We start from the raw sequence: 23325 nt of genomic DNA on the forward strand, positions 1-23325 counted from the left end.
TGTTGCCTTAACTCACAGGTAGGGGAATAAAAGGCGCATAGTTTTACTTATACAACAAATAAGAACACCTATGAGCACTATTAATTATGCAACAGCAAGCTTCAAGGATTTTGAAGAAATGGAAGGGAAAGACCCTTTCGGATGGGCCGGAGAATTCCGTAATTACCAGGATGACTGGGAAGCCCGCGGCCACTGGAATTACCGCCAGGAATGCACCGGTCCCTGCGGGCCTGAAATAACCTTAGACATGCCCCGCAATCCCAACAAGAATTTTGTGGCCCTTGTCTTTAATGATTACCTGGGCTTTTCCCAGCACCCGGCCGTCAAAGCGGCGGCCATTGCCGGTATCGAGCGATACGGCGGCAGCTCTTCCGCTTCGCCGGCCATCGGCGGCCATTTTACCTATCACCGGCAGATCGAAGAAAAGATCGCGGCATTTTTCAAACGGGATGCGGCCATCCTTTATTCGGCCGGTTATCCCGCCAATACCGGCACGATGCAGGCCTTGCTGAAAAACAAAGCACAGGACCTGGCGATCCTTGATACCGGTGTCCATGCCAGCATGTACGAGGGCTGCCAGCTCGCGACCATCAAAACCTTCCCGCATAACCATATGGAAAGGCTTGAAAGGATATTAACGGAGACCGGTGGTCAGTATCGCACCCGGATCGTGGTGATCGACGGGGTCTATTCCCAGCAGGCCGATATCGCTAAACTCGATGAGATCGTCCGGCTTTGCAAACATTATGGTGCTTATACCGCGCTCGACGATGCCCACGGTGTGGGTGTGATCGGGCAGACCGGCCGCGGCGTACTGGAATTGTACGACCTGTACCAGGAAGTGGATTTTATCACCGGGACTTTCAGTAAAACCTTTGGCAATATCGGCGGCTATGTGGTGGCCAAACCGAATATGGTCAATTACCTGAAATACCAGAGCCGCGCGCATATCTTTTCGGTATCCCCGGCACCCTCATCCTGCGGCATATTAAAGGCCATCGACCTGATCGACGAGGAGCCGGTCTGGAAGGCTAAGCTATGGGACAACATTACTTATTTAAAAACGGGTTTACAGGCATTGGGCCTGAATACGGGCAATACGGAATCGGCGATCATCCCGGTGATCACCGGCAAACCTGATTTGAATGCCGAGGTCAGCAAGCTGCTGATGGATGCCGGTATTTACGCCAACCGGATTGGTTACCCGGCCGTGGCCGGCAACCGCTCGCAGATCCGGATGGCCGTCATGGCCACGCATACGCGGGAACACCTGGACCGGGTATTGAATGCCTGGGAATGGGTAGCCGGAAAGACCGGCTTAAAAAAACAGATCGTACACTAAAACAAAACCAGATGCGGGGAAGCCTTAATCAACGACGAAACGCGGAACTGACCAAACAGCAAATATTGGATGCGGCCTCGGAGATCGTCATCGAACAAGGTTTCTCCGCTTTGACGGCTACGGAGATCGCTTCCCGGATCGGCAAGGACCGGACGATCGTCAATCACCATTTCGGGAACCTGGCCAACCTGAAACGCGTCTATATCCGTGGCAAAGATTACTGGCTGCCGTTTTTCGAACGGTTCCGTTTATCCGCAGCTCCGAAGGCCTTCGAGGTGCAGCACCTGTTCACCGAACTGATGCAGGAGAACTTTCGTTATTTCCGCAACAATGTCGAAATGCAAAAGATCATCCTCTGGCAGATCAGCGAAAATACGCCATTGATGCGCCGGATCTCGGAGGAACGGGAAACCGAAGGGGCCAAACTGCTCCATACCGCGGATGCCTTTTTTAAGGACTCAGGGATCAGCTTTAAAGCGGTCGAAGCCTTGCTTTTGGGCGGGATCTATTATGTGGTGATGCATGCCGAAAATAACAAAAGCACGGTTTGTGGTATCGATGCCAACCTGGAACGTGACCGGGCGTTGCTGCTCGACACCATCGGGCAGATCATTGGCTGGGCCTGGGAAAAAGCAATTGAAAATAAAGAAACAACTGATATGCAAACGATAAATGGAGAGTTTGAGCTACTGGAGGCTATTGTTGCTGACCTTGAAAAAAAAGCCGGGTCGTCAAATGCGCTGAGCTCGGAATCCAAACGGATCGAACGCCTGGTGAGCGCCCGTTTACTGGAACTGAAGAACCCGACGCAGGTCAGTACGATGCTGAACATGGTGCTGCAAAGGCTGATCCGCATTTGCGACCGGCTTTTCGATATCCACGGCAGGATCAGCGCGGAAACCAGGGTACTGCTTGAATTATTGAGCGCGGTAAAAAACATTGTGCCGCAAAGTATCAGTCCGGCCCTGCCTTTGCCCAAAGGCTTTATTCAGCACCAAAGCGAAAAACTCGGCAGCCGCTGGGCTGCGCTGCAAACCGTACTGGCCGGGCAGGGGATAGGGTCGCTCCTGACCGAGATCACGGGATTGCCGGTTGCCGCTTTCGCGCTTCATAAAAACCGCCTGGTCTGGGCCGATTATACCTGGCTGCGCCGCTTATTTGACTTTATCGAAAATATGGACTGGACGAACCTGGATTGCGGCTCCCCGGAGGAAGCCCTGATCTCGGCGCTGATCCGGCTGGGTTATAACCACCAGCGTTTCCTGGGGTATTGTTACCGGCTGATCAAGGAAAAGACGGATGCTAAAGTTGGGCGCAAAGCCAAACTGGAAGAACTGACCCGTTGCAAAACGCTTATCCTGCAAGATGTTGCGGTGTCGGACCTGCGTTATGAGAGCCGAACGGAAAAGGTCGGCGACCAGTTATGCAGTTGGGTCGACGCGGAAATGAAACTGATCGCGCAGGTAGAGCCGGACGATACAGGCGACACGTTTAAGAATCCGTTTAAGTTCCGGCATAAAATGAGTGTTTTAGCGACCGCCTTATGGTATAAACTGCAATATGATCATGGTTTGTTCGATGAGGAAAGCCTGGATGTCCTGGCCGAGAAGATCGCCCGGAACTGCGCCACTAAACAGCAGTCCGATGTTTCGCCGGGCAGCGTGAAGACCAAGTTTTATACCAAGGATACGGCGACGATCAAAACGGTGGAAGAATTGCTCGTCCGTATGCTGGACGACCTGCGGAATTTCTTTTAGTCCAGGTAATGGCCGATCCGGTGCTGTTCCAGGAAGGCGGCATATTCGTTCCAGATCCGGTAGTCAAACCCCGGCAAAGCCAGCAGGTCAGCCATCCGGTGCTGCAGCAGCTCGGCCAGCCTATAAAATCCAAGGGTTTCGGTAACCAGGCAAAATTCTTCGCTTAGTCCCAGTCGGGCGATAGCTTCGTTCAATAGTGGTTCGGCTAAATAAGTGTCCATGTTTGATCAATGATGCCTGTTGCCCCGGTACAAGCGGTCCTTAAACGATACAGCGCGGGGTACGTGCCATATCCGTCTCAGAGGCCTGCGAAAGCCCACAAACAAGATAAGCCGCCGCCCCGCGCTGTAGCGCAGGCGAGCCAGCCTATTTGTCCTTGTTTGTTTTGAAATTCGCAGTTTCTGAGACAAGTCAAATAGCAGTTCGCTATAATATAGCACAAATATAGCGAAGTTAATTGACACCACCTGTGAGTTAGCGAGGGGGTAGATGTACCCTTTCCCCACTTGCGGGCAATACCGGAGGGCGCTTGCTTTGCTGAAAACAGAAACCTATGAAAATATTTACAGAACAACGCTTTACAGCGTTACAAGAAGAAATAGCGATTTTTAATGATTTAGGCACTACGCCGGTAAAACGACTGACCGGCGTTATCGGCGCCGTGCGCCTGGCGGTCAATGACCTTAAAGCAGCACTGGCGGCAAATCCCATCACCAACCAAGGTGAAGAGATCGACCTGTTCAAATATGGCAAGCCGCAAATCGTGGCCGAGCAGATCTACGCGCTGGAGGTGTTTACCATCGAAAGCAGCAAACCCATCGGCGAAGAAATTCTGCTCAAAGCCTATTATGAGCAGGAACTGAAATACATCCGGCGTTTCTTTGACCAGCACCGCTTTCTCTATCAATATTATTTACTCGATGGTTCGGAACTGGATGCCTTGTATTTTGTGCGCAACGTAGATGTTCCTGCAACTTTGCTGCCGGACGGCCCGGACCTGGACCCTGAATTTTCAACGGCAGGGGATTACCTGTTCGCCAAGTTCATCGCTTATGAACGTTTGCAGGAATTCCTGATCGGCTGTTTGTACCACCGTGGTGCCGAAGAACCGACCATAGGCAAACCCAAACGCAAGCCCATGAACTGGACCGGTGACAAGTCCAACCTGGTCGAAGTCGCTTATGGCATTTACGGCACACAACAGATCAATGATGGGAAAATAACCATCGCCGAAATTATTGAATGGCTGGAAGATAGTTTTAATATCAGTTTGAGCCGTTACTACCGGCGGTTCTCGGAGATCAAGATGCGGAAGTCGGTTAGTCAATCTAAGTATTTGGATGAGATGCGGGAAGCGTTTTTGCGGTATATAGAGGAGGGGGATGCCTGGAAGCCGGGCGGAACAAAGCAGGTCAAACCTTGATTTGCTGACAAGCTTCAGGGGTTTGCATACGTCTGCCAAATAGGTTTGAGCGACCTTTGGGTTATGGAAATAAAACAAACTGCATTGGGCAGCCAGGGTTTGGTTGTGCCGATGATCGGGCTGGGCTGTATGGGCATGACCGGTTTTGAAGAAGGACATATGTACGGCCCGGCAGATGAGCAGGAAGCCATTGCTACCATTCATCGTTCGCTGGAACTGGGCGGCAATTTTTTGGATACCGCTGATCTGTATGGTCCGTTAAAAAACGAACAGCTGATCGCAAAAGCAATAGAAGGCAAGCGTGATAAATATATCATAGCAACCAAATTTGGTTGGGAGATCGACGATGAAAATAAGGTTACCTGGGCGATCAACGGGAAGAAAGCTTATGTGAAAAAAGCGTTGGAGCGGTCGCTGAAGAACCTGAATACGGATTATATCGATCTGTATTATATGCACCGTTTGGATAAAAATACGCCGATAGAGGAAACCGTAGGGGCCATGGCTGAATTGGTCAAAGAAGGTAAAGTGGGCTATATCGGTTTGTCGGAGGTATCTTCGGAAACCGTGAAGCGGGCACACTCGGTACATCCGGTTACGGCAGTGCAGAGCGAGTACTCGCTGTTTGAACGGACGGTGGAAGAGCGCGGGGTTTTGGCAACCTTAAAAGAGCTCGGTATTGGTTTTGTGGCTTATTCGCCATTGGGCCGCGGGTTCCTGTCCGGACAAATCAAAAGCCTGGCTGACCTGCCGGAGCATGATTTTAGAAGGGGTATGCCGCGTTTCCAGGGCGGGCAGTTTGACAAGAACATCGACTTAGTGAAGGCTATTGAAGCCATGGCTGAAATGAAGCAGGTTACTTCGTCACAGTTGGCTCTGGCCTGGATCATGAGTAAAGGCATATTGCCGATACCGGGAACGAAACGCCGCAAGTATTTAGAACAAAATATCGCCGCAACAGGCATCAGTTTGACTGAGGCAGACCTGGCACAGCTGGAAAATATCGTACCGCCGGGCACGGATACGGGAGCACCGTATGATGAGTTCGGTATGGGTTTAAATGATTAAATTTGTTTGATGAACGCCATTAACTCCATCGCTGAATTTCACCGGCTGCTGTCGCTGCCGGAACCGCGGCACCCCCTGGTGAGCGTGATCAATTTGGCGGAGAGCGTCTTTTTAGATGACGAGGTCTGGAAGGGTTTTGTCAACCGCTTTTATTGCGTGGCCCTGAAACGGGAGGCAAAGGGTAAGATCAGGTACGGACAGCAGCATTACGACTATGACAAGGGGGTTTTAAGTTTTACTGCACCTAACCAGGTGCAGTATCTCGATGTACAGTATATGGAATGCGGCTCGGGATACCTCCTGGTTTTTCATCCGGACTTTTTGCTGCAGCATCATTTGGCAACCGGTATTGCCGGCTACGGATTCTTTGCTTATGCCGTGAATGAAGCGCTGCATCTCTCCGCTGAAGAAGAGGATGACCTGATCACGGTATTAACTAAAATTGATAAAGAGTGCAGGCATATCGATAAGCACACGCAGGAGATCATTTTAACGCAGATCGAATTGTTGCTGAATTATTCCAATCGTTTTTACGAGCGTCAGTTTATTACCCGCAAGCCTAATAATTCTGAGTTGCTGGTGAAGTTTGAACAGCTGGTTGATGCGTATTTCAATAGCGAAGTACCGGGTTTGCTGACGGTACAATATATCGCCGGTAAAATGAATCTCTCCCCCAATTACCTGAGTGATCTGCTGCGGGTACATACCGGGCAAAATACCCAGCAGCATATTCATGAAAAGTTGATCGGAAAAGCTAAAGAGCGCCTGTCCGCGACCAGTCTTTCGGTCAGCGAGATCGCCTATGCGTTGGGCTTTGAGCATGCGCAATCCTTCAGTACCTTGTTTAAAAAGAAAACCAAGCTGTCGCCGCTGGAGTTTCGGCAGGCATTTAATTAAAGCGTTCTTTTTTCGCGCTGACTTTATTTTGCCAATGGTGGTAAAAACGCTTCAGCCGGATCCTTAACACATCGTAGACCAGCGTGTAAACCAGGATAGCCACCGGTACCAGGAAAGCATAAAACCCTTTGGCATGGAACAGGTACGCGCCGCCAACGGCGCCGCACATAAAGAAAAAGATGATGGCCAGGCGCAGCTTGATACGGGATAGCAGCAAGGGCCGTTCTTCGGTTTTTTGCTGCAGCGCCTGGGCCAGTTCGATACCCAGGTCGGTAAAGGTGCCCGTTAAATGCGTGGTCCGTACGACCGAACCGGAAACCAGTGAAACCAGCGCGTTTTGTAAACCCATCGCAAAGAGCAGGCTGCCGGCGAACAGCTCTTTGTCCACCAGGCTGCCATTGTAACGGTGGCCCAGCAGCGCGACGGTTAGTAAAATAACGGTCTCGATCAGGATCGGAATGACATAAGAATACTGCTGGTTGCGGCCGATACGGGAAACGATCAGGCTGGAAACAAAAGCGCCGGCTAAAAATAAAAACATCCATAACGCTACCACCCGGGCAGTGGCCCAGTCCTGGAAAGCGATCCGTTCAGCGAACAGAGCCGCGTGGCCGGTAACGTTGGTCGTTAACACGGTAAATCCTAAAAAGCCCGCCGCGTTGACAAATCCGGCCGTAATGCCCAGCAGTGAAGCCAGCTTCACATTATGCGCGTAGGTTCGTTTGGTTCCCTGGTGCCTTAACATATTCTTTACCTCCAAAGATAACCAAATGCCCTGCCTTTTTTCGCTTTAACTTAATGTTCCTGTCCGGAGGCAGGTGTTAAATCCCGGTGCTCGAACTTGCCTGTTTTTTGATGAAGTTTCAGCCGGTAGAGCACCAGGTCTTTGGTGGTGCCTATCTCACTGGCCAGGTCAGCGATGCCATGTGAAGGATGCGCATCTTCCTTCCCGGACAGGAACGGTTCGATCCGGTCGATGAGCTTTTGCATCACCCGCTGCTGTTCATCGATACCTTTGATTTCTTCAAAAGTACCCCAGCAGATCACCGATTGCCAGTTAAAAAAATCACGGATGTCGTCCACTTCAAAACAGACCTCCGGGTTTTTGCGCATCAGGCTGATCTTTAAGCCATCCGAAGAATGCGCGTAAATAAAAGGGCTTTCATACACGTAATGAACAGGAACGACATAAGTGATCCCGTCTGCGTGGCAGCCGATGCGGCCCAGTAATTTTGTTTGTAAAAGCTCTTCGAGCTTTTCATCGTTTAGTGTCCCTAACATGGTTCTGTTCCTTATATCAACGTATTGTTCAGCTTCGTTTCCGCCAGCGCCAGGTCATAAATACCGAACTGGGGCAGGGGCCATTCGTTCCAGAGCTGTTTATAATAGCTTATCCCTGACAGCAGTTGTTCTTTAAACTTAGTCAGCTGCTTTTGCTTCTTCTCCGTCAGGTCCTTTAAATGCGCCTGCAGATCTTTTTGCAGGTAATCGATATAGAGCTCCAGTTCTTTGATAAATACGTGCGGGCGTTTGATCTGATCCAGTAAGTTAACCTGGCCGTAGATATGTTTGACCATTTCCTCCAGGCTGTAGATCCTGCTGAAATAGGCCAGGTTGGGTCCGGGGCAGATGGCTACCGCGTTATTTTCCCGGGGCCTTTCGATCCCGTATTTCAGATAAGTGGAAGAACATAAGCCTTCACACAGGCAGATCTTTTCGGTAATTACGTCAAATTGCTGCTGATAGTCGGCCGCAGGCAATTCCATTGCCTGTAATTGCTGTATTTTCAAATGCTGGTATTCCCTTGAGGCGGTGCAAATGGGCTGCTCGGTAAATTCCGTATTGGTACATAGATACTTTTTCGTACAAGGGCTGCCCGGCCTGCCTTTTTCCAGGCGCGCCAGGCGCTGTTCTTCTATCGAACTGTTTTTAAAGTTATTGAACAGGATGCCCAAAGGCGAGGCGCCGCTCAGGTAAAAATCGGTTTCCGCCGCGCCGGCCAGCTGTAGCAGCGTGGCTTCGTCTACGTTAGTCGCCTCGGGGACTAACAGAAAGGGGCTGCCCCAGCCAGTCGCGTCCAGGTCATAATGGTCCAGCAGGAACGCATTTTCAGCGGCCGTACCGATACCGCCCTGTACGCTTAAACGTTGCGGATGATGATGGGCGGTGACGCCTTTTTGTAACAGGGCAGGTGCATAGAGCCCGAACAGCTCCGTGGCCATTTCTTCCCTTTTCTGTTTAAATTCTTCTAGTATGGGCCCCAGCAGGTAACCCTCGGTAGCGAAAGCGTGGCCGCCGCAGTTCAGGCCCGATTCCACGCGGAACTCGGACACCCATAAACCTTTTTTTGCCAGGAACTTGGCCTGGATAAAGGCGGAACGGAAGTCGCTGACTTTGAGAATGATCTTTTTTTGCAGTGCGCCCGCCTCATCCGGCAGGAAATCCCCGAAGGCTTCCAGGTAACTATATAGCCGTGGATTCATCCCCGCGGACAGGGTAACCGAAGAATGCAGCTTGCTGTTTGCAAAACCGCGTAAAGCGGCCAGCGCATCCGTGTTTTCATCACCCAAATAGTTCCCATCCGCCGAAAAATTCATTTTATCCACCTTGGCCATGATATTGACATCGATCGCACCCGGACGCATCAGTTCCCTTAACAAATTTTGAAAGATCTCTTTCCGTTGACCCTGGGGGTATTCCAGCATCAGGTCATAGCCCTGGCGCAGCTGGGAAGTTTCGGGCAGCAGCTCAAAATACCGGCAAATATCGTTGCCAGGCGTAAAGGCCTGTAGTTTCAGTTCCCGGAACTGCTTTTCAACTAACTCATGAATTAAGTTGAGATAGGCGGTGATTCTTTTCGCCCGGGCATCCGGCGCGGTCTTAGGGATCAGGGTATACCGGAGCTGATTTTCGGCCGAATGATAGGCCCGCATCCGTTCCGTCAGTTCATCATCAACAATGGAGATCACGGAAGAAATACCGTAACGCGCGACTTTCAGCGGGGTATCGATAGAATACCCTAACCCTAACACGGGGATATGGAATGTATGGCTCATGCCGTCAAAATTAGGCAGCGGCCCCCGGCAAAAAACTGACGCAGGTCACATTTTTATAAGTCATTCATCATTCTTTACCAGTTGCTAAACCCGCAGTTTTGGAACCATAAATAGCTGGCTATGAAGGAAACCTTAACGCTAAAAGAAATAACCTGTTACCACTGTGGGGACGAAGTCCCCGATGCCGGGATCAGGGCCGACGAAAAAGATTTTTGCTGCCAGGGCTGCAAAGGGGTCTACCAGGTACTGCGCGACAACCAGCTTTGCAGTTATTATAGTTATAACGACCACCCCGGCGCAAGCCGTGAACAACAAAATAAACGCTTTGATTACCTGAGCGAACCATCGATTGTCAGTCAGCTGATCGACTATACCGATGACCAGCAAACGGTCGTTACCTTTTACCTTCCGCATATCCATTGCAGCTCTTGTCTCTGGCTGCTCGAACAATTGAACAGGATCAATCCCGCTATCTATTATTGCCGGGTCGATTTCCTGAAAAAGCAGATCAATATCAAGTTTGATCAGCGCAGCCTCAGCCTGCAGGGACTGGTAGAATTGCTGGATGATATCGGCTATGAGCCGCTGATCAGCCTGCAGGATATTATCAAAAAACAAAACGCAGTCCCCCGTGATAACCTGGTGCTGAAAATAGCCTTGGCCGGTTTTTGCTTTGGCAACGTCATGCTGCTGAGCTTCCCGGAATATTTCGGCCTTTCCGGCGCTGAGCAATCCTTCCGGCATTTCTTTGGCTGGCTCAATATTTTATTTTCGCTGCCGGTCGTATTTTATAGCGGGCGGGGCTATTTTGTTTCCGCCTGGAAGAACCTGCGCAATAAAGTATTGCATATCGATTTTCCGCTGGCCCTGGGTATCGCGGTATTATTTATCCGTACCGTCGCGGAGATCCTGACCCATAGCGGCGCGGGATTTGCCGACACCCTCTGCGGCCTGGTTTTTTTCCTGCTGATCGGCAAACTCGTCCAGCAAAAGACCTATCACCATATTTCCTTTGAGCGCGATTACCGGTCTTTTTTTCCGGTAGCCGTGCAAGTGATCACCGATGGAAAAGAGCGGCCGGTTCCGTTGTCGGAACTGGAAACCGGGCACCGGATCGTCATCCGTAGCCAGGAGATCATCCCGGCCGACGCCATCCTCTTAAAAGGAGAGGCGCTGATCGATTTTAGCTTTGTCACCGGGGAATCCGTGCCGGTCGGCAAAACTTTAGGGGAGATCATCTATGCTGGCGGGCGACAGACCGGCCAGGCCATAGAAATGGAAGTGATCAAACCGGTTTCCCAAAGTTACCTTACCCAGCTTTGGAACAATGAAGCCTTTACCCAGCCGAAAGGAAACCGGATATCTTCGTTCAATGAAAAAGTAAGCAAATATTTTACCATCGTATTACTGGCCATCGCGTTTTCGGCCTTTTTCTTCTGGCTGCAAACCGATAGCAGCAGGGCTCTTGCCGCTTTTACTTCCGTATTGATCGTGGCCTGTCCCTGTGCGCTCGCTTTAAGCACGCCCTTCACCCTGTCCGCTGCGCTGAGTATTTTTGACCGTAACCGGTTCTATTTAAAGAACACATCTGTTGTAGAACAGCTGGCCGGAATAGATACCATTGTCCTGGATAAAACGGGAACGATCACGACCGGCGATCCTACCAGCCTGACCCTGGAAGCGGAACTGACCGGGGAGCAAAAGCAACTGGTTTATAGCGTCTGCATGAATTCCGGGCACCCGCTTAGCCGGATGATCTGCCGTTATCTCGGTCATGAAGACGGCCTGGAGGTAGCGGATTATACCGAGATCCTGGGTAAAGGGATACTGGCCGGTATCCGGCAGCACCAGGTCCGCATCGGGAATGAACAATTTGTATTGGGCGGTCGCGGGGCGCAGGTGAATACCACGCAGGTACACCTGATGGTCGACGACAACTACCTGGGTTATTTTTCCTTTATACACCATTACCGAAAGGGACTGGAAAAGATCGCGGAACTCCAGACAGATTACCAGCTTCATTTACTTTCCGGCGACGGGGATCATGAACTACCCGAACTCCTGCCTTTTTTCCTTTATGCAGAACAATTGCACTTCAACCAGTCGCCGCAGCAAAAGCTGGATTATATCCGCCTGCTGCAACTCCAGGGCAATAAAGTCATGATGATCGGCGACGGGCTGAACGATTCGGGGGCCTTAAAGCAAAGCGACCTGGGCATCGCCGTAACGGAAAATATCAATAATTTTTCGCCGGGAAGCGATGCCATCCTGGACGGCGCTTCCTTTGAAAAGCTGCCGTCCTTCCTGAAATTTGCGAAAGATACGGTAAATGTCATTCAGCTATCGTTCGGCATATCGCTGGTCTATAACATGGTCGGCCTCAGCTTTGCCATTACCGGGAAGTTATCACCGCTCACGGCGGCGATATTAATGCCGGTCAGCACCGTAACCATCATTTCCTTTACCAGTATCGCCACACGCGTGGCGGCCAAATTCAGAAAGCTGCTATGACGATCCTGTATTTCCTGATCGGCTGCAGTATCCTGCTCGCATTGATCTTTTTAGCCGCCTTTTTCTGGGCCCAGAAAAGCGGGCAGCATGATGACCTGTATACCCCGGCCATGCGGATCCTGCTGGAGGATAAGGAAGAACCGCCGCCTGAAAAATGATACCGATCATTATTTTAATTAATACCGGTCATTCCCTGGAAAAATGACCCCAGCTAATTTTACACCATCAAAGAATTAAATATGCAGCCCGAAAAATTTTACTACGACAACAAGATCGTCCGGAACTTTGGCATCGCGACCGTCATCTGGGGGATCGCCGGCATGACCATCGGCCTCCTGATCGCTATTCAGCTCTATTACCCGGGCGCGAATATGCACAACCAGTACACCACCTTCGGCCGGATAAGGCCGCTGCATACCAATGCGGTGATCTTTGCCTTTGTCGGCAATGCGATCTTTATGGGGGTCTATTACTCCCTGCAGCGCCTGCTCAAAGCGAGGATGTTCAGCGACACGCTTAGCGCCATCCATTTCTGGGGCTGGCAGCTGATCATCGTCAGCGCGCTGATCACCCTTCCCTTAGGCTTAACCACCTCGCATGAATATGCCGAACTGGAATGGCCGATTGATATCGCGATCACCGTGATCTGGGTCGTGTTTGGCTGGAACATGTTCGGCACGATATTCAAGCGCCGGGAAAGGCACCTGTATGTGGCCATCTGGTTTTACATCGCCACCTTTGTTACTATTGCGGTACTGCATATTGTCAACTCCGTTGAAATACCCGTTACTTTCTGGAAAAGCTATATGGTTTATGCCGGCGTGCAGGACGCGCTGGTGCAGTGGTGGTACGGGCACAACGCGGTAGCGTTCTTCCTGACCACGCCTTACCTGGGGATGATGTATTACTTTTTGCCCAAGATGGCTAACCGCCCGATCTATTCCTATAAACTGAGTATCCTGCATTTCTGGGCGCTGATCTTTATTTATATCTGGGCAGGGCCTCACCATTTATTGTACACCACCTTACCCGGCTGGGCGCAATCTTTAGGCGTGGCATTCTCGATCATGCTGATCGCACCAAGCTGGGGCGGTATGATCAACGGGCTGCTGACACTGCGCGGGGCCTGGGATAAGGTCCGTGATGATGTGATTCTCAAATTTATGGTGGTGGGCCTGACCGCCTATGGTATGGCCACTTTCGAAGGGCCAATGCTGGCGCTGAAACAAATCAACGCGATCGCTCACTTTTCAGACTGGATCATCGCCCACGTACACGTCGGCGCTTTAGGCTGGAACGGCTTTTTAACCTTCGCCATTTTATACTGGCTGATCCCCAGGATCTACCGTACCGAACTTTATTCTAAAAAATTAGCTTCTTTTCACTTCTGGATTGGCACGCTTGGTATCCTGTTTTACGTGATCCCTTTATACTGGGCCGGTTTTACCCAGGGGCTGATGCTCAAAGAATTTACGCCGGAAGGCATCCTGAAATACAATTTCCTGGAAACGGTATTACGCATCGTACCGATGTGGGTTACCCGTTCACTGGGTGGCGGTATGTACCTGACCGGTGTGATCGTGATGGCCTATAACCTGACCCGCACCGCCTTGCAGGGGCAGCTACTGGCCAATGAACCCGCACAAGCGATGCCATTGGAACCGGTAAGCGCCATGGTTAAAGAAAGTACCTGGCACCGCAGGCTGGAACGCAGGCCCATACAATTTATGGTACTAGCCCTGGTCGTGATCCTGATCGGCTCGTTTATAGAGATCATGCCGACCTTAACCATTTCTTCCAATATCCCGACGATCGCCAGTGTGAAACCCTATACCTCTTTGGAATTACAGGGCAGGGACCTCTACATCCGCGAAGGCTGTGTGAGCTGCCATTCGCAGACTGTCAGGCCCTTCCGTTCAGAAACGGAACGTTACGGCGAATATAGCAAGGCCGGGGAATTTGTTTATGACCACCCCTTCCTGTGGGGTTCCGAAAGGAAAGGGCCCGACCTGGCCCGCGTTGGCGGCAAATATCCCAATGCCTGGCATTATAATCACCTAATGGATCCGCGCCTGATGTCACCGGGAAGTATCATGCCCAACTATGACTGGCTGCTTACCCAGGACCTGGATACCAGCACCACCGCTGCCAAGATCGCCGCGCTGCGGAAAGTGGGTGTGCCATACCCTGCGGGTTATGAGCGCATCGCCAACCGGGACCTGGACCGGCAAGCCAAAGCCATTGCGGCGGACCTGGCGGAAAACCATATCCGGGTTTCCAGCCGGAAAGAGATCATTGCCATTACGGCCTACCTGCAACGGCTGGGTATGGATATTAAAGCAAATAAAACAACTACTAAATAACACTGTCATGTTCGATCAATTTGTCAAAGACGTTTCGGGGAAGGAAATGTACCTGATCTTCTCCCTCTGGATATTCCTGGTATTCTTCGTGGTGGTGAGCATACTGCTTTTTATAACCAAAAAGCAGTATATCGACTATATGAGCGATCTTCCTTTGGAAGACGGCACACCGGACGCGCCTCAATCTTTACCCTTATGAAATACTTGCGCACCCTTATCCTGGCCGGGCTTTGCCTGGCCGTACAACCGGCGCTGGCAGCTGATGACCATAGCCTGATACCCGGTGATGTTGAAAATTATATCGGCTACGGCGCGATCATGCTGCTGCTGCTGCTGATCATTGTGGCTTTACTGGTCATTTTGCGGGCCTTTAACATCGTGACCAGGCTGGTGCTGAAAGCGGATGGCTACAGCGACGAACAGATCGAAGCGGAACTCCACCCGGTAAAAATTAAAAAGCCGAAAGCGGAAGTCTGGAACAAACTGCTGTCGCTAAGGCCCTTAGCAGAAGAAAAAGAACTGTTGATCGCGCATGATTATGATGGTATCCAGGAGCTGGATAACCCGATCCCGGCCTGGTTCATGTACCTGTTCTATATCACGATCATTTTCGCGGTCGGCTACCTGCTCAATTACCATGTATTTCATACCGGGCAACTGCAATATGAAGAATATAAAACCGAGATGGTGCAGGCCGATGCGGCCAAAAAGCTGTACCTGAGCAAAGCGGCTAACCAGGTTGATGAAAATACCGTCAAACTGGTGAAGGACCCCGCGGTGCTTGCCGCCGGGCAGGCGGTTTTCAAACAGAACTGTGTAGCCTGCCACGGCGATCATGCGCAGGGCATGGTAGGCCCCAATTTAACGGACGATTTCTGGCTGCACGGGCACAAGGTCAATGACCTGTTCAAAACCGTCAAATATGGCGTTTTAGCCAAAGGGATGCCCACCTGGGAAAAGGTTTTGTCACCCGGGCAGATCTCGGCGGTGGTCAATTATGTAAAATCCCTGCACGGGACAAACCCGGCTAACCCGAAGGCCCCGCAGGGAACGGAAGAAAAGGATTGAGCTCATGAACGGACTACTGGAGGCAAAAGATAGCGGGGAAAGGAAATGGCTCTATCCACTGGTGCGTAAAGGCAGGTATTACCGCTGGCGCAGCGCGATCAGTTATATTTATCTGCTGCTTTTTTTTACGGGCCCGTTCCTGCGGATAGCCGGCCAGCCTTTATTGCTGCTCAATATCATGGACCGGCAGTTTGTATTGCTGGGGCAGGTGTTCTGGCCGCAGGATATTTTCCTGTTCATGCTGGCCTCGCTGGTGTTTGTCGTTTGCGTCGTCGTGTTTACCATCGCTTTTGGCCGAATCTTCTGCGGCTGGATCTGCCCCCAGACCATATTTATGGAAATGGTTTTCCGTAAGATCGAGATCTGGATCGAAGGCGGCGGTAACCAAAGTAAAAAGCTGGACGAAGGACCCTGGGACCAGGCCAAGATCCGAAAAAAAGTAATTAAGCACTTCCTGTTCATTATCGTCTCCTTTTTGATCGCCAATACTTTTCTGGCTTATATCATCGGCAGTGATAATTTAATAAAAATTATGGTTGAACCCATTGATCAGCATTGGATCGGGTTTTTGAGCATCTGGGTATTCACCGGTGTTTTTTACCTGGTGTACAGCCGGGTACGCGAGCTGGTTTGTACGGTCATTTGCCCTTACGGAAGACTGCAGGGCGTATTAATGGATAAGCATACGCTGGTCGTCGCCTATAATGAACCTCGCGGCGAACCTCGTGGAAAACTGGATAAAACCGGGCTGTTGGCAACGGGCGATTGCGTGGACTGCAGTTTATGCGTGGCCGTTTGCCCCACCGGTATCGATATCCGGAACGGTACGCAAATGGAATGCATCAACTGCACCGTTTGTATCGATGCCTGCGATGAGGTGATGGACAAGATCCACAAACCGCGTAACCTGATCGGGTACTTCTCGGAGGATATGATCCACGCTAAAAAAACGCCGTCGTTTAACGCCAGAATGATCGGCTACAGTGCGGTGATCATGGTATTAGTGGCGGTCATGGGTTATTTTATTTTTAGCCGGAGCGATATGGATATCACCGTGATGCGCGGGGCGGGGATGCTGTACCAGGAACAGCCCAATGGTTATATCAGCAATATCTACAACGCCGACATTACGAACAAAACCAATAAAGACCGGACGATCACCCTCAAGGCAGAGGATCCGGCCATCCTGATCAAATATATCCAGGCTCCCGGCATCGTCACCAAAGGCAATGAAGTAAAGGCGGTCTTTTTTATCCTGATACCGGTCAGCAAACTGACTTCACTCAAAACCGATGTCCGGCTGCAGCTGCGTTCCGGTAATCAAATCCTGCAAACGGTGACCACCACTTTTGTGGCGCCATTAAACAATTAAACTATGAACTGGGGAAAAGCAACGATCATCATCTTACTGGCCTTTGTGCTTTTTATAAGCGGCCTGAGCTACTATATGTTCCGCTCGCCCGCGGATGAATATGACCGTCAGTACTACGAAGACGGATTGAACTTTGACCATGATTACAACAGGGAGGCGCAGGTCAGCAAGGATCATGCACAGCCCCGGATCACGGTTAGTGCCGATTCGATCCAATTCAATTTCCCGCAAAGCGTTAAAGGCCGGGTAAAACTCATGCGGCCGGCGAGTGACGCCAGGGATACGAGTTTCGCGCTTGATAATACCGGCGGGAGGGAGATCAGCCTGGCAACGGAATCACTGACTAAAGGTAAATGGCAATTGGTACTGGAATGGACGAGCAACCAAAAAGCTTATCTGTACCAGCAAGCGATCACGATCAAATGAGCAATAACGCGGTCGCCTTTTTTATCGGTTTGTTCGGCAGCGTGCATTGCGTCGGCATGTGCGGCCCGCTCGCGCTTGCGATGCCCTCGTTCCGGGACCGCTGGTGGCTGGTCATTGCCGATAAGATCCAGTATAACCTGGGCCGCGTACTGACTTATTCTTTTTTAGGGCTGCTGATTGGTTTCATCGGTAAACAATTATGGCTGGCCGGCCTGCAGCAAGGGGTGAGCCTGTTCAGCGGCCTGCTTATTCTCCTGGCCGGTTTTTCGGGTATTTTGAATCTCCGCATGACCGGTAACCGTATCCTGTCACCCTTGCTGGCCCCGGTCCGCCGGCTGTTAAACTATGCGCTGCGGCATAAAGCCGGGCACCTGGTCATCGGGCTTCTCAATGGTTTTTTACCCTGCGGGTTTGTTTACCTGGCCCTTGCCGGCGCGATCAATACCGATGCCCCGCTCAGCGCCGCGGCCTATATGTTCTGGTTCGGCGCCGGTACTTTCCCCTTAATGCTGCTGGCTACCGTCAGCGCAGGCTTTGTCGGCCCGCTTATCAGGAAGCGCATCAATAAGGCAATGCCATACCTGATGGTTTGCCTGGGTATCTGGTTCGTTCTTCGCGGATTGAACCTGGATATTCCCTATCTGAGCCCGGCAAAACCGGCATCCGGCGTGGCCATTTGCCATTAGCAGAAAATGACGCAGATCATTTTTGCGGATGCGCCCGGTCATGGCTCCGCCGGCATTTATCCCGCAATTTTGTACCATAAAACATTCCTATTATGGCAACGCTAAAAATACACCTGCCCGCCGCATGGGCAAACGAAAAGACCAATCAAAAAGACACGCTAACTCTACGGACGAAATGGCTGGCCTTTGCCGACAGCCAGGCCCCTTATAAAACCGCCTGGTTCCTGGTATCGCTGATCGCACAGGGCGTTCTGTTCCTGCCCATTCCCGCGGTGTTGATGTATTATTACCAGGCGCCGGTCGCCGTGCTGGCTGTAACGATGACCCTGTTCTTCGGCAATGTGATCTGCGGCATGGGTGGCTCCGGCATACGGGTCGTTATCGGCGCATTCGCTTTAAGCGTGTTCATTCACCTGTTCATGCTGGCCGTCTTTATAGGGTAAGCCCTTTCCCAATAATTAATTAAATAGTTGAAGGCCGTCGGTTATTGCCGGCGGCTTTTTTTACCGTATGACCGCAAAACAAGGCGTTTTATTAGTTAACCTCGGCACGCCGGACAGCCCCTCGGTAAAGGATGTCCGCAGGTACCTGGCAGCATTCCTGACGGACGGCCGGGTGATCGATATTCACCCTTTCTGGCGCAAGCTTCTGGTCAGGGGCCTGATCGTACCTTTCCGGGGGCCGCGCTCCGCGGCGCTGTACCGCCAGGTCTGGGATACCCAAACTGGTTCGCCGCTGCTCCATTACAGCCGGTTGCAACAACAGCTCTTACAGCAGGAATTAGGCGAAGCATGGGTAGTCGCGCTGGCGATGCGCTACGGGAACCCATCCATCGCCGCCGCAATGGCAAACCTGCAAACAGCTAAGGTTACCAGGATACGGGTGATCGCCTTGTTCCCCCAATATGCCTCGGCTACGACCGGCTCGGTGCACCAGCAGGTCATGGACCTGGTCAGCCGCTGGCCGGTCATCCCTGAAATTTCGTTTGTCAACTCCTTTCATGACCTGGAATTACTGATCGGCGCTTTCGCTGCGAACGGGCGGAAATATCAGCCGCGTTCGTATGATCATATATTGTTCAGCTTCCATGGCCTGCCGCAGCGGCAACTCCTCAAAAGCGATCACATGCGGGCACATTGTTTCCAAACAACGAATTGCTGCAGCACGTTTGGCGCGAGGAACCGGCATTGTTACAGCGCGCAATGCTATCATACCGCCAGCCTGATCGCCGGGCAGTTGCAGCTAAGGCCTGGCCATTTTACGGTTTGCTTTCAAAGCAGGCTGGGCCGTGAACCCTGGCTGCAGCCTTATACCAGCGATGTGATCAGACAATTGGCTGCTGAAGGGAAAAAAAGATTGCTGGTATTTTGCCCGGCGTTCGTAGCGGACTGCCTGGAAACCCTCCAGGAGATCGGCCTGGAATACCGTAAGGCCTTCCTCGACGCCGGCGGCGAAGAACTGCAGCTGGTGGAAGGACTGAACGGTTCACCACTTTTTACCCGGGCGCTGGCAGCGCTGGCCATCGGATAATCCGGCTTTTGTTTATTTTTTATGCAACAGCTCCATACACTGATGGGCGATCTCCAGTTCTTCATTGGTGGGAACGATGAGCACTTTTACCCGCGAACCTGCGGTGTTGATTTCCCGGATGCCAGGCGCGGAGGACTTGTTCTTTTCCTGATCCAGCGCGATCCCGCACCAGTCCATATCCTTGCAAACCATTTCCCGCAGCCTTGCATCATGCTCGCCGACACCCCCGGTAAATAAGATCGCATCGGCACCGGAAAGAACGGCACAATAGGCGCCTATGAATTTTTGGATGCGGTAAGCGTAAAGTTCATAGGCCAGTTTGGCTTCTTCGTCACCTTCGCTGATCAGCCGGGCGATATCCCGCATATCGCTGTGCCCGGTCAGGCCCAGCATCCCGCTTTGCTTATTGAGCAGATCGGACAGCCGTTCGGAAGTATAGCCTTGTTGCTCGATCAGGTACAAAATGACCGAGGCGTCGATATTTCCGCAGCGTGTGCCCATAACCAGTCCGTCCAGCGGGGTCAGGCCCATGCTCGTATCCAGGGAACGCCCCGCTTGTATAGCCGCCATGCTGCAGCCGTTACCCAGGTGCATGCTGATGATCTTTGCCTCCGCGTTACCGAGAAATTCCATGGCCCTGGCGGATACATATTTATGGCTCGTGCCGTGAAAGCCATAGACCCGGATACCGAAATCCTGATAAAAATGACCGGGTATCGCGTAACGATAAGCTTTGGGCGGCAGGGTCTGATGAAAGGCCGTGTCAAAAACTGCGACCTGGGTCGCTTGTTTAAATACCGCTTCTGCGACCTCGATGCCCTTATAATGGCCTGGGTTATGTAGCGGGGCCAGGGGGAAAAGTTTTTTAATTTCCGCCTTGACTTCGGGCGTGATCACGGTCGTTTTGGTGAGCGTTTCCCCGCCATGCACAATACGGTGACCAACAATTTCCACTTCGGCAGGGTCCTGCAAGCTACCCGTACCCGGCTGGGTCAGCAACCTGGCCGCCAGCCGCATACCTGCTTCATGATCGGCCACATCCTGTTTAAGGGTGGTGGTGTTTTCTTTACCGTCCTGCCATACCTTATGCGTGACGATGCCGCCGGCCAGGCCGATCCGCTCGATCAGGCCGCTGCAAACCGGTTCGGGCGAGGGCATTTGGAACAACTGGTATTTGATGGAACTGCTGCCGGAATTAATGACCAGCAAATTGGTCTTGTGCATATTTATGGGTTCAAATTCGTTGGTTCAGGTTTGCTGGGCCTGGATGGCCGTGATCATGACCGTATTAAAGATATCATCCACGGTACAGCCACGGCTCAGGTCGTTGACGGGTTTGTTCAGTCCCTGCAGCATCGGGCCAATGGCTAATGCGCCGGTTTCCCGCTGCACGGCTTTATACGTATTGTTGCCGGTATTCAGGTCGGGGAAGATCAGGACACTGGCCCTGCCCGCCACCTCAGAATCCGGCATTTTCTGCCGCCCGACCACGGGGTCAACCGCGGCATCATACTGGATGGGGCCTTCTACTTTCAGGTCCGGCCGCCTTTCCTTAACCAGACCGGTCGCGCGCCGTACCTTATCCACCTCTTCGCCGCTGCCTGAGGTGCCGGATGAATAGGAAAGCATCGCGATCCGCGGTTCAATCCCAAACAGGCTGCTGTTGTCGGCCGAGGAGATCGCAATGTCTGCCAGTTCTTCCGCAGTTGGGTTAGGATTCACGGCGCAGTCGCCGAATACAGAAACCCGGTCCTCCAGGCACATAAAAAACACCGAAGAAACGGTGCTGATCCCGGGTTTGGTTTTGATGAACTGCAATGCCGGGCGTATGGTATGCTGTGTGGTATGACAGGCCCCGGAAACCATGCCGTCGGCATGTCCCTTATAGACCATCATGGTGCCGAAATAAGAAACATCGGTCATCAGGTCCCGGGCCATTTCCAGGGTCAGGTTTTTCTCTTTCCGCAGTTCATATAAGGTCTGTACGTAATCGGCATAGTTTTCCGAATTTGCCGGGTCAATGATCCGGACCCGCGCAGGGTCTAAAACGATCCCCAGGCGTTTGGCGGCTGCTGTAATGTCCGCCGGTTTTCCCAATAAGGTCAGTGTAACCAGCTGCTGGGCGGTCAGCCGCGCCGCGGCCAGTAGTATCCGGTCGTCATCACCTTCCGGTAAAACAATATTTTTGAGCGCCCGCCGCGTCCATTGGCTGAGTTGGTACTGGAACATATGGGGCGTGATGGCCTCCGAGTGGTAAGTCACCAGGCCTTTCTCCAGCGCAGAAATATCCAGGTATTGGTTAAAGGCGTCCATAGCCAGCTGTATCTTTTTACTGTTTTCAGGTGTTATCCGCGTTTTGACGGCGCCGATTTGCGTGATCGTTTCAAAGGTCCCGGTAGCGACCGCCATGATCGGCACGACATGCTGCAAGCCTTCGATCAGCCGCAGGACCGGCTCTTCAGGTTCGATACCCGCTGTCAGCACAATGCCGGCCACGCGCGGATAACTCGAAGAAAGGTTTGCCTGCAGGGAACTGATAATAATGTCCCCGCGGTCGCCCGGGGTAACGATCAGCACATTCTCCTTTAAATAATTCAGGAAATTGGGCACCTGCATCGCGCCGGTCACATAGTTGTCAACCTGGTTGTCCAGGTAAGCTGCTCCAAAGAGCAGTTTTGCGCCCAGGTTTTCCCGGATATCCTTTACACTGGGATTTTGCAGGGCGGGGTCCGCCGGTATAACCGCGGAAATCATGCCGGCCGGTAACTGGGCGGTTAATAATGCACGGATATCATCCGCCTGTGCGGGTTTAACTTTATTCGCGATAACCGCCAAAACGGCGATGTCGCGCGACCTGAAGGTATGGAAGAAATTAAGGCATTCCTGGATGACCTGCGCCGTCGTCTTATTTTCGCCGGAAACCACCAGCATGGCCGGGGCGCTGAGATTTTTAGCGATGAGTATGTTGGTCTCCAGCTCAAAAGCGGTGCCCTGCCCGGTAAAGTCGCTGCCTTCCAGCACGGTAAAATCGAACTGGCTTTCCAGCTTTTTGTACTGGCTGATGATCTGGTCGATCATTTCACCCTGGCGCTGCTCCTTCAGGTATTGCATGGCTTCCTGGCGCGTAAACCTGAAAGCGTCTTCATAGGGGATGGCCAGCTGAAAATGTTCGATGATGGTACGGATATGCAAATCCTGCTGCCCGGGGGTGTCCGGGCTGATCACCGGCTTAAAATAGCCGATCTTCTGCGCTTTTCCCAGCAGCATGGCCACCAGGCCGAGGGCGATGATTGATTTGCCGCTATAAGGTTCAGCCGAAGCGATAAAAATGGTTTTGGTCAAGTTTCAGTAGTTTATTGGTGCATGCGGTAAACATTGATACAGGCATATTTGATCGATTTTAAATCTAAAAGCGCGTTTTCTACCTTTCCCTTCAAGAGCATATAATCCTCGACCAGCTGCAGGCTGATCCTGGTATCGGGTTCAACAATCAAAGGCTCCAGTTTGTTCATATAAATGAGCACTTCCTGTTTGAGCTCCGTATGCGCCGCTTCCCGCAGGGAAAGTGCTTCCATCATATCCTGCTGCTTTCGCTGCTGCCCGCTGCCCGGCAGCGGGATCGCGAATTTACCCATCAGCTCCATTAAGAAGCGGAGCTCTTCTTCCAGGAAAGCGATATCGGATAACCATTGTTTACCGGTCAGGTAAAGTTCTTGTAATTCAAACTCTAATTCCTGATCTTCCTTGACTCTTACCATTGCGTTAATTTTTATCAGACAAATATCCCGGCTTTAAAAATCCGTTCAAAGGAAGACGGTCATTAAAA

At 51.7% G+C, this 23325-nt stretch carries 22 protein-coding genes; 15 read left to right on the plus strand and 7 right to left on the minus strand.

Features of this window, described 5'->3' with window-relative positions; translation table 11 throughout:
- Window positions 1-70: 70 nt before the first annotated feature.
- Both HB679_RS01095 and HB679_RS01100 read left to right on the plus strand, forming a co-directional pair.
- Entirely contained in the window at window positions 71-1342 is a 1272-nt protein-coding gene (locus HB679_RS01095; protein ID WP_214070095.1) for an aminotransferase class I/II-fold pyridoxal phosphate-dependent enzyme, read from the plus strand.
- On the plus strand, window positions 1297-3099 hold the full coding sequence (locus HB679_RS01100; RefSeq protein WP_214070096.1) for a TetR/AcrR family transcriptional regulator: 1803 nt from the start codon (window positions 1297-1299) through the stop codon (window positions 3097-3099). The genes HB679_RS01095 and HB679_RS01100 overlap by 46 nt, the downstream gene beginning before the upstream one ends.
- Here the strand turns inward: HB679_RS01100 and HB679_RS01105 are convergent.
- Window positions 3096-3320 (minus strand): hypothetical protein, encoded by a 225-nt coding sequence (locus HB679_RS01105; RefSeq protein ID WP_214070097.1) that lies wholly within the window; start codon window positions 3318-3320, stop codon window positions 3096-3098. The two genes, HB679_RS01100 and HB679_RS01105, sit on opposite strands and share 4 nt — an antisense overlap.
- Before the next feature lie 332 nt (window positions 3321-3652).
- On the opposite strand from HB679_RS01105, the gene HB679_RS01110 reads away from it, so the two are divergent.
- The 3 genes from HB679_RS01110 (at window position 3653) to HB679_RS01120 (ending at window position 6487) form a co-directional block, all read left to right on the plus strand.
- Entirely contained in the window at window positions 3653-4522 is an 870-nt protein-coding gene (locus HB679_RS01110) for an RteC domain-containing protein (RefSeq protein WP_214070098.1), read from the plus strand.
- A gap of 63 nt (window positions 4523-4585) precedes the next feature.
- On the plus strand, window positions 4586-5590 hold the full coding sequence (locus HB679_RS01115) for an aldo/keto reductase (RefSeq protein WP_214070099.1): 1005 nt from the start codon (window positions 4586-4588) through the stop codon (window positions 5588-5590).
- A 9-nt stretch (window positions 5591-5599) separates the two neighbouring features.
- A complete protein-coding gene (locus HB679_RS01120) occupies window positions 5600-6487 on the plus strand; it encodes a response regulator transcription factor (RefSeq protein WP_214070100.1) in 888 nt (295 codons plus the stop codon).
- Here the strand turns inward: HB679_RS01120 and HB679_RS01125 are convergent.
- The 3 genes from HB679_RS01125 to HB679_RS01135 are packed head-to-tail and all read right to left on the minus strand — an operon-like array spanning window position 6480 to window position 9543.
- A complete protein-coding gene (locus HB679_RS01125; protein WP_214070101.1) occupies window positions 6480-7232 on the minus strand; it encodes a YoaK family protein in 753 nt (250 codons plus the stop codon). The two genes, HB679_RS01120 and HB679_RS01125, sit on opposite strands and share 8 nt — an antisense overlap.
- A 50-nt stretch (window positions 7233-7282) precedes the next feature.
- Complete coding sequence (locus HB679_RS01130) at window positions 7283-7768, minus strand: pyridoxamine 5'-phosphate oxidase family protein (RefSeq protein WP_214070102.1); 486 nt, start codon at window positions 7766-7768, stop codon at window positions 7283-7285.
- Window positions 7769-7779: 11 nt separating this feature from the next.
- Window positions 7780-9543, minus strand: coding sequence for a hypothetical protein (locus HB679_RS01135; protein ID WP_214070103.1), 1764 nt, complete (start codon window positions 9541-9543; stop codon window positions 7780-7782).
- 120 nt (window positions 9544-9663) lie between these two features.
- Here HB679_RS01135 and HB679_RS01140 point away from each other — a divergent pair, with 120 nt between their 5' ends.
- The 10 genes from HB679_RS01140 (at window position 9664) to hemH (ending at window position 19499) form a co-directional block, all read left to right on the plus strand.
- Window positions 9664-12054 carry a heavy metal translocating P-type ATPase metal-binding domain-containing protein gene (locus HB679_RS01140; protein WP_214070104.1) on the plus strand — a complete coding sequence of 797 codons (2391 nt, stop codon included), beginning with the start codon at window positions 9664-9666 and terminating at the stop codon, window positions 12052-12054.
- Window positions 12051-12212, plus strand: a complete 162-nt coding sequence (gene ccoS, locus HB679_RS01145) for a cbb3-type cytochrome oxidase assembly protein CcoS (RefSeq protein WP_214070105.1) — start codon at window positions 12051-12053, stop codon at window positions 12210-12212. The genes HB679_RS01140 and ccoS overlap by 4 nt, the downstream gene beginning before the upstream one ends.
- Before the next feature lie 81 nt (window positions 12213-12293).
- Window positions 12294-14417: a cytochrome-c oxidase, cbb3-type subunit I gene (gene ccoN, locus HB679_RS01150; protein ID WP_091153969.1), complete on the plus strand. Its 2124-nt coding sequence runs from the start codon at window positions 12294-12296 to the stop codon at window positions 14415-14417.
- Between the two features lie 7 nt (window positions 14418-14424).
- Window positions 14425-14616: a hypothetical protein gene (locus HB679_RS01155; protein WP_214070106.1), complete on the plus strand. Its 192-nt coding sequence runs from the start codon at window positions 14425-14427 to the stop codon at window positions 14614-14616.
- Window positions 14613-15485: a cbb3-type cytochrome c oxidase N-terminal domain-containing protein gene (locus HB679_RS01160; protein WP_214070107.1), complete on the plus strand. Its 873-nt coding sequence runs from the start codon at window positions 14613-14615 to the stop codon at window positions 15483-15485. The genes HB679_RS01155 and HB679_RS01160 overlap by 4 nt, the downstream gene beginning before the upstream one ends.
- Before the next feature lie 4 nt (window positions 15486-15489).
- A complete protein-coding gene (ccoG, locus tag HB679_RS01165) occupies window positions 15490-16857 on the plus strand; it encodes a cytochrome c oxidase accessory protein CcoG (RefSeq protein WP_091153982.1) in 1368 nt (455 codons plus the stop codon).
- Between the two features lie 3 nt (window positions 16858-16860).
- A complete protein-coding gene (locus HB679_RS01170; RefSeq protein WP_091153986.1) occupies window positions 16861-17283 on the plus strand; it encodes a FixH family protein in 423 nt (140 codons plus the stop codon).
- Window positions 17229-17969, plus strand: a complete 741-nt coding sequence (locus HB679_RS01175) for a sulfite exporter TauE/SafE family protein (protein ID WP_255547511.1) — start codon at window positions 17229-17231, stop codon at window positions 17967-17969. Before HB679_RS01170 ends, HB679_RS01175 begins: the two co-directional genes overlap by 55 nt.
- Window positions 17970-18061: 92 nt before the next feature.
- On the plus strand, window positions 18062-18412 hold the full coding sequence (locus HB679_RS01180; protein ID WP_091153991.1) for a hypothetical protein: 351 nt from the start codon (window positions 18062-18064) through the stop codon (window positions 18410-18412).
- Window positions 18413-18479: 67 nt separating this feature from the next.
- Complete coding sequence (gene hemH, locus HB679_RS01185; protein ID WP_214070108.1) at window positions 18480-19499, plus strand: ferrochelatase; 1020 nt, start codon at window positions 18480-18482, stop codon at window positions 19497-19499.
- A gap of 12 nt (window positions 19500-19511) precedes the next feature.
- Here hemH and HB679_RS01190 read toward each other — a convergent pair whose 3' ends face one another.
- The 3 genes from HB679_RS01190 to HB679_RS01200 are packed head-to-tail and all read right to left on the minus strand — an operon-like array spanning window position 19512 to window position 23257.
- Window positions 19512-20723, minus strand: coding sequence for an acetate kinase (locus tag HB679_RS01190; RefSeq protein ID WP_214070109.1), 1212 nt, complete (start codon window positions 20721-20723; stop codon window positions 19512-19514).
- Between the two features lie 24 nt (window positions 20724-20747).
- Complete coding sequence (pta, locus tag HB679_RS01195; RefSeq protein WP_214070110.1) at window positions 20748-22841, minus strand: phosphate acetyltransferase; 2094 nt, start codon at window positions 22839-22841, stop codon at window positions 20748-20750.
- 11 nt (window positions 22842-22852) lie between these two features.
- Window positions 22853-23257 carry a hypothetical protein gene (locus HB679_RS01200; RefSeq protein WP_091154009.1) on the minus strand — a complete coding sequence of 135 codons (405 nt, stop codon included), beginning with the start codon at window positions 23255-23257 and terminating at the stop codon, window positions 22853-22855.
- Window positions 23258-23325: the final 68 nt, after the last annotated feature.

Source organism: Mucilaginibacter sp. dw_454 (assembly GCF_018449775.1).
Classification (GTDB): Bacteria; Bacteroidota; Bacteroidia; order Sphingobacteriales; family Sphingobacteriaceae; genus Mucilaginibacter.

Coding starts and splice junctions, on each gene's coding strand:
- HB679_RS01095 (WP_214070095.1), top strand. CDS start 71: ATGAGCACTATTAATTATGCAACAGCAAGCTTCAAGGATTTTGAAGAA.
- HB679_RS01100 (WP_214070096.1), top strand. CDS start 1,297: ATGGGTAGCCGGAAAGACCGGCTTAAAAAAACAGATCGTACACTAAAA.
- HB679_RS01105 (WP_214070097.1), bottom strand. CDS start 3,320: ATGGACACTTATTTAGCCGAACCACTATTGAACGAAGCTATCGCCCGA.
- HB679_RS01110 (WP_214070098.1), top strand. CDS start 3,653: ATGAAAATATTTACAGAACAACGCTTTACAGCGTTACAAGAAGAAATA.
- HB679_RS01115 (WP_214070099.1), top strand. CDS start 4,586: ATGGAAATAAAACAAACTGCATTGGGCAGCCAGGGTTTGGTTGTGCCG.
- HB679_RS01120 (WP_214070100.1), top strand. CDS start 5,600: ATGAACGCCATTAACTCCATCGCTGAATTTCACCGGCTGCTGTCGCTG.
- HB679_RS01125 (WP_214070101.1), bottom strand. CDS start 7,232: ATGTTAAGGCACCAGGGAACCAAACGAACCTACGCGCATAATGTGAAG.
- HB679_RS01130 (WP_214070102.1), bottom strand. CDS start 7,768: ATGTTAGGGACACTAAACGATGAAAAGCTCGAAGAGCTTTTACAAACA.
- HB679_RS01135 (WP_214070103.1), bottom strand. CDS start 9,543: ATGAGCCATACATTCCATATCCCCGTGTTAGGGTTAGGGTATTCTATC.
- HB679_RS01140 (WP_214070104.1), top strand. CDS start 9,664: ATGAAGGAAACCTTAACGCTAAAAGAAATAACCTGTTACCACTGTGGG.
- ccoS (WP_214070105.1), top strand. CDS start 12,051: ATGACGATCCTGTATTTCCTGATCGGCTGCAGTATCCTGCTCGCATTG.
- ccoN (WP_091153969.1), top strand. CDS start 12,294: ATGCAGCCCGAAAAATTTTACTACGACAACAAGATCGTCCGGAACTTT.
- HB679_RS01155 (WP_214070106.1), top strand. CDS start 14,425: ATGTTCGATCAATTTGTCAAAGACGTTTCGGGGAAGGAAATGTACCTG.
- HB679_RS01160 (WP_214070107.1), top strand. CDS start 14,613: ATGAAATACTTGCGCACCCTTATCCTGGCCGGGCTTTGCCTGGCCGTA.
- ccoG (WP_091153982.1), top strand. CDS start 15,490: ATGAACGGACTACTGGAGGCAAAAGATAGCGGGGAAAGGAAATGGCTC.
- HB679_RS01170 (WP_091153986.1), top strand. CDS start 16,861: ATGAACTGGGGAAAAGCAACGATCATCATCTTACTGGCCTTTGTGCTT.
- HB679_RS01175 (WP_255547511.1), top strand. CDS start 17,229: ATGGACGAGCAACCAAAAAGCTTATCTGTACCAGCAAGCGATCACGAT.
- HB679_RS01180 (WP_091153991.1), top strand. CDS start 18,062: ATGGCAACGCTAAAAATACACCTGCCCGCCGCATGGGCAAACGAAAAG.
- hemH (WP_214070108.1), top strand. CDS start 18,480: ATGACCGCAAAACAAGGCGTTTTATTAGTTAACCTCGGCACGCCGGAC.
- HB679_RS01190 (WP_214070109.1), bottom strand. CDS start 20,723: ATGCACAAGACCAATTTGCTGGTCATTAATTCCGGCAGCAGTTCCATC.
- HB679_RS01200 (WP_091154009.1), bottom strand. CDS start 23,257: ATGGTAAGAGTCAAGGAAGATCAGGAATTAGAGTTTGAATTACAAGAA.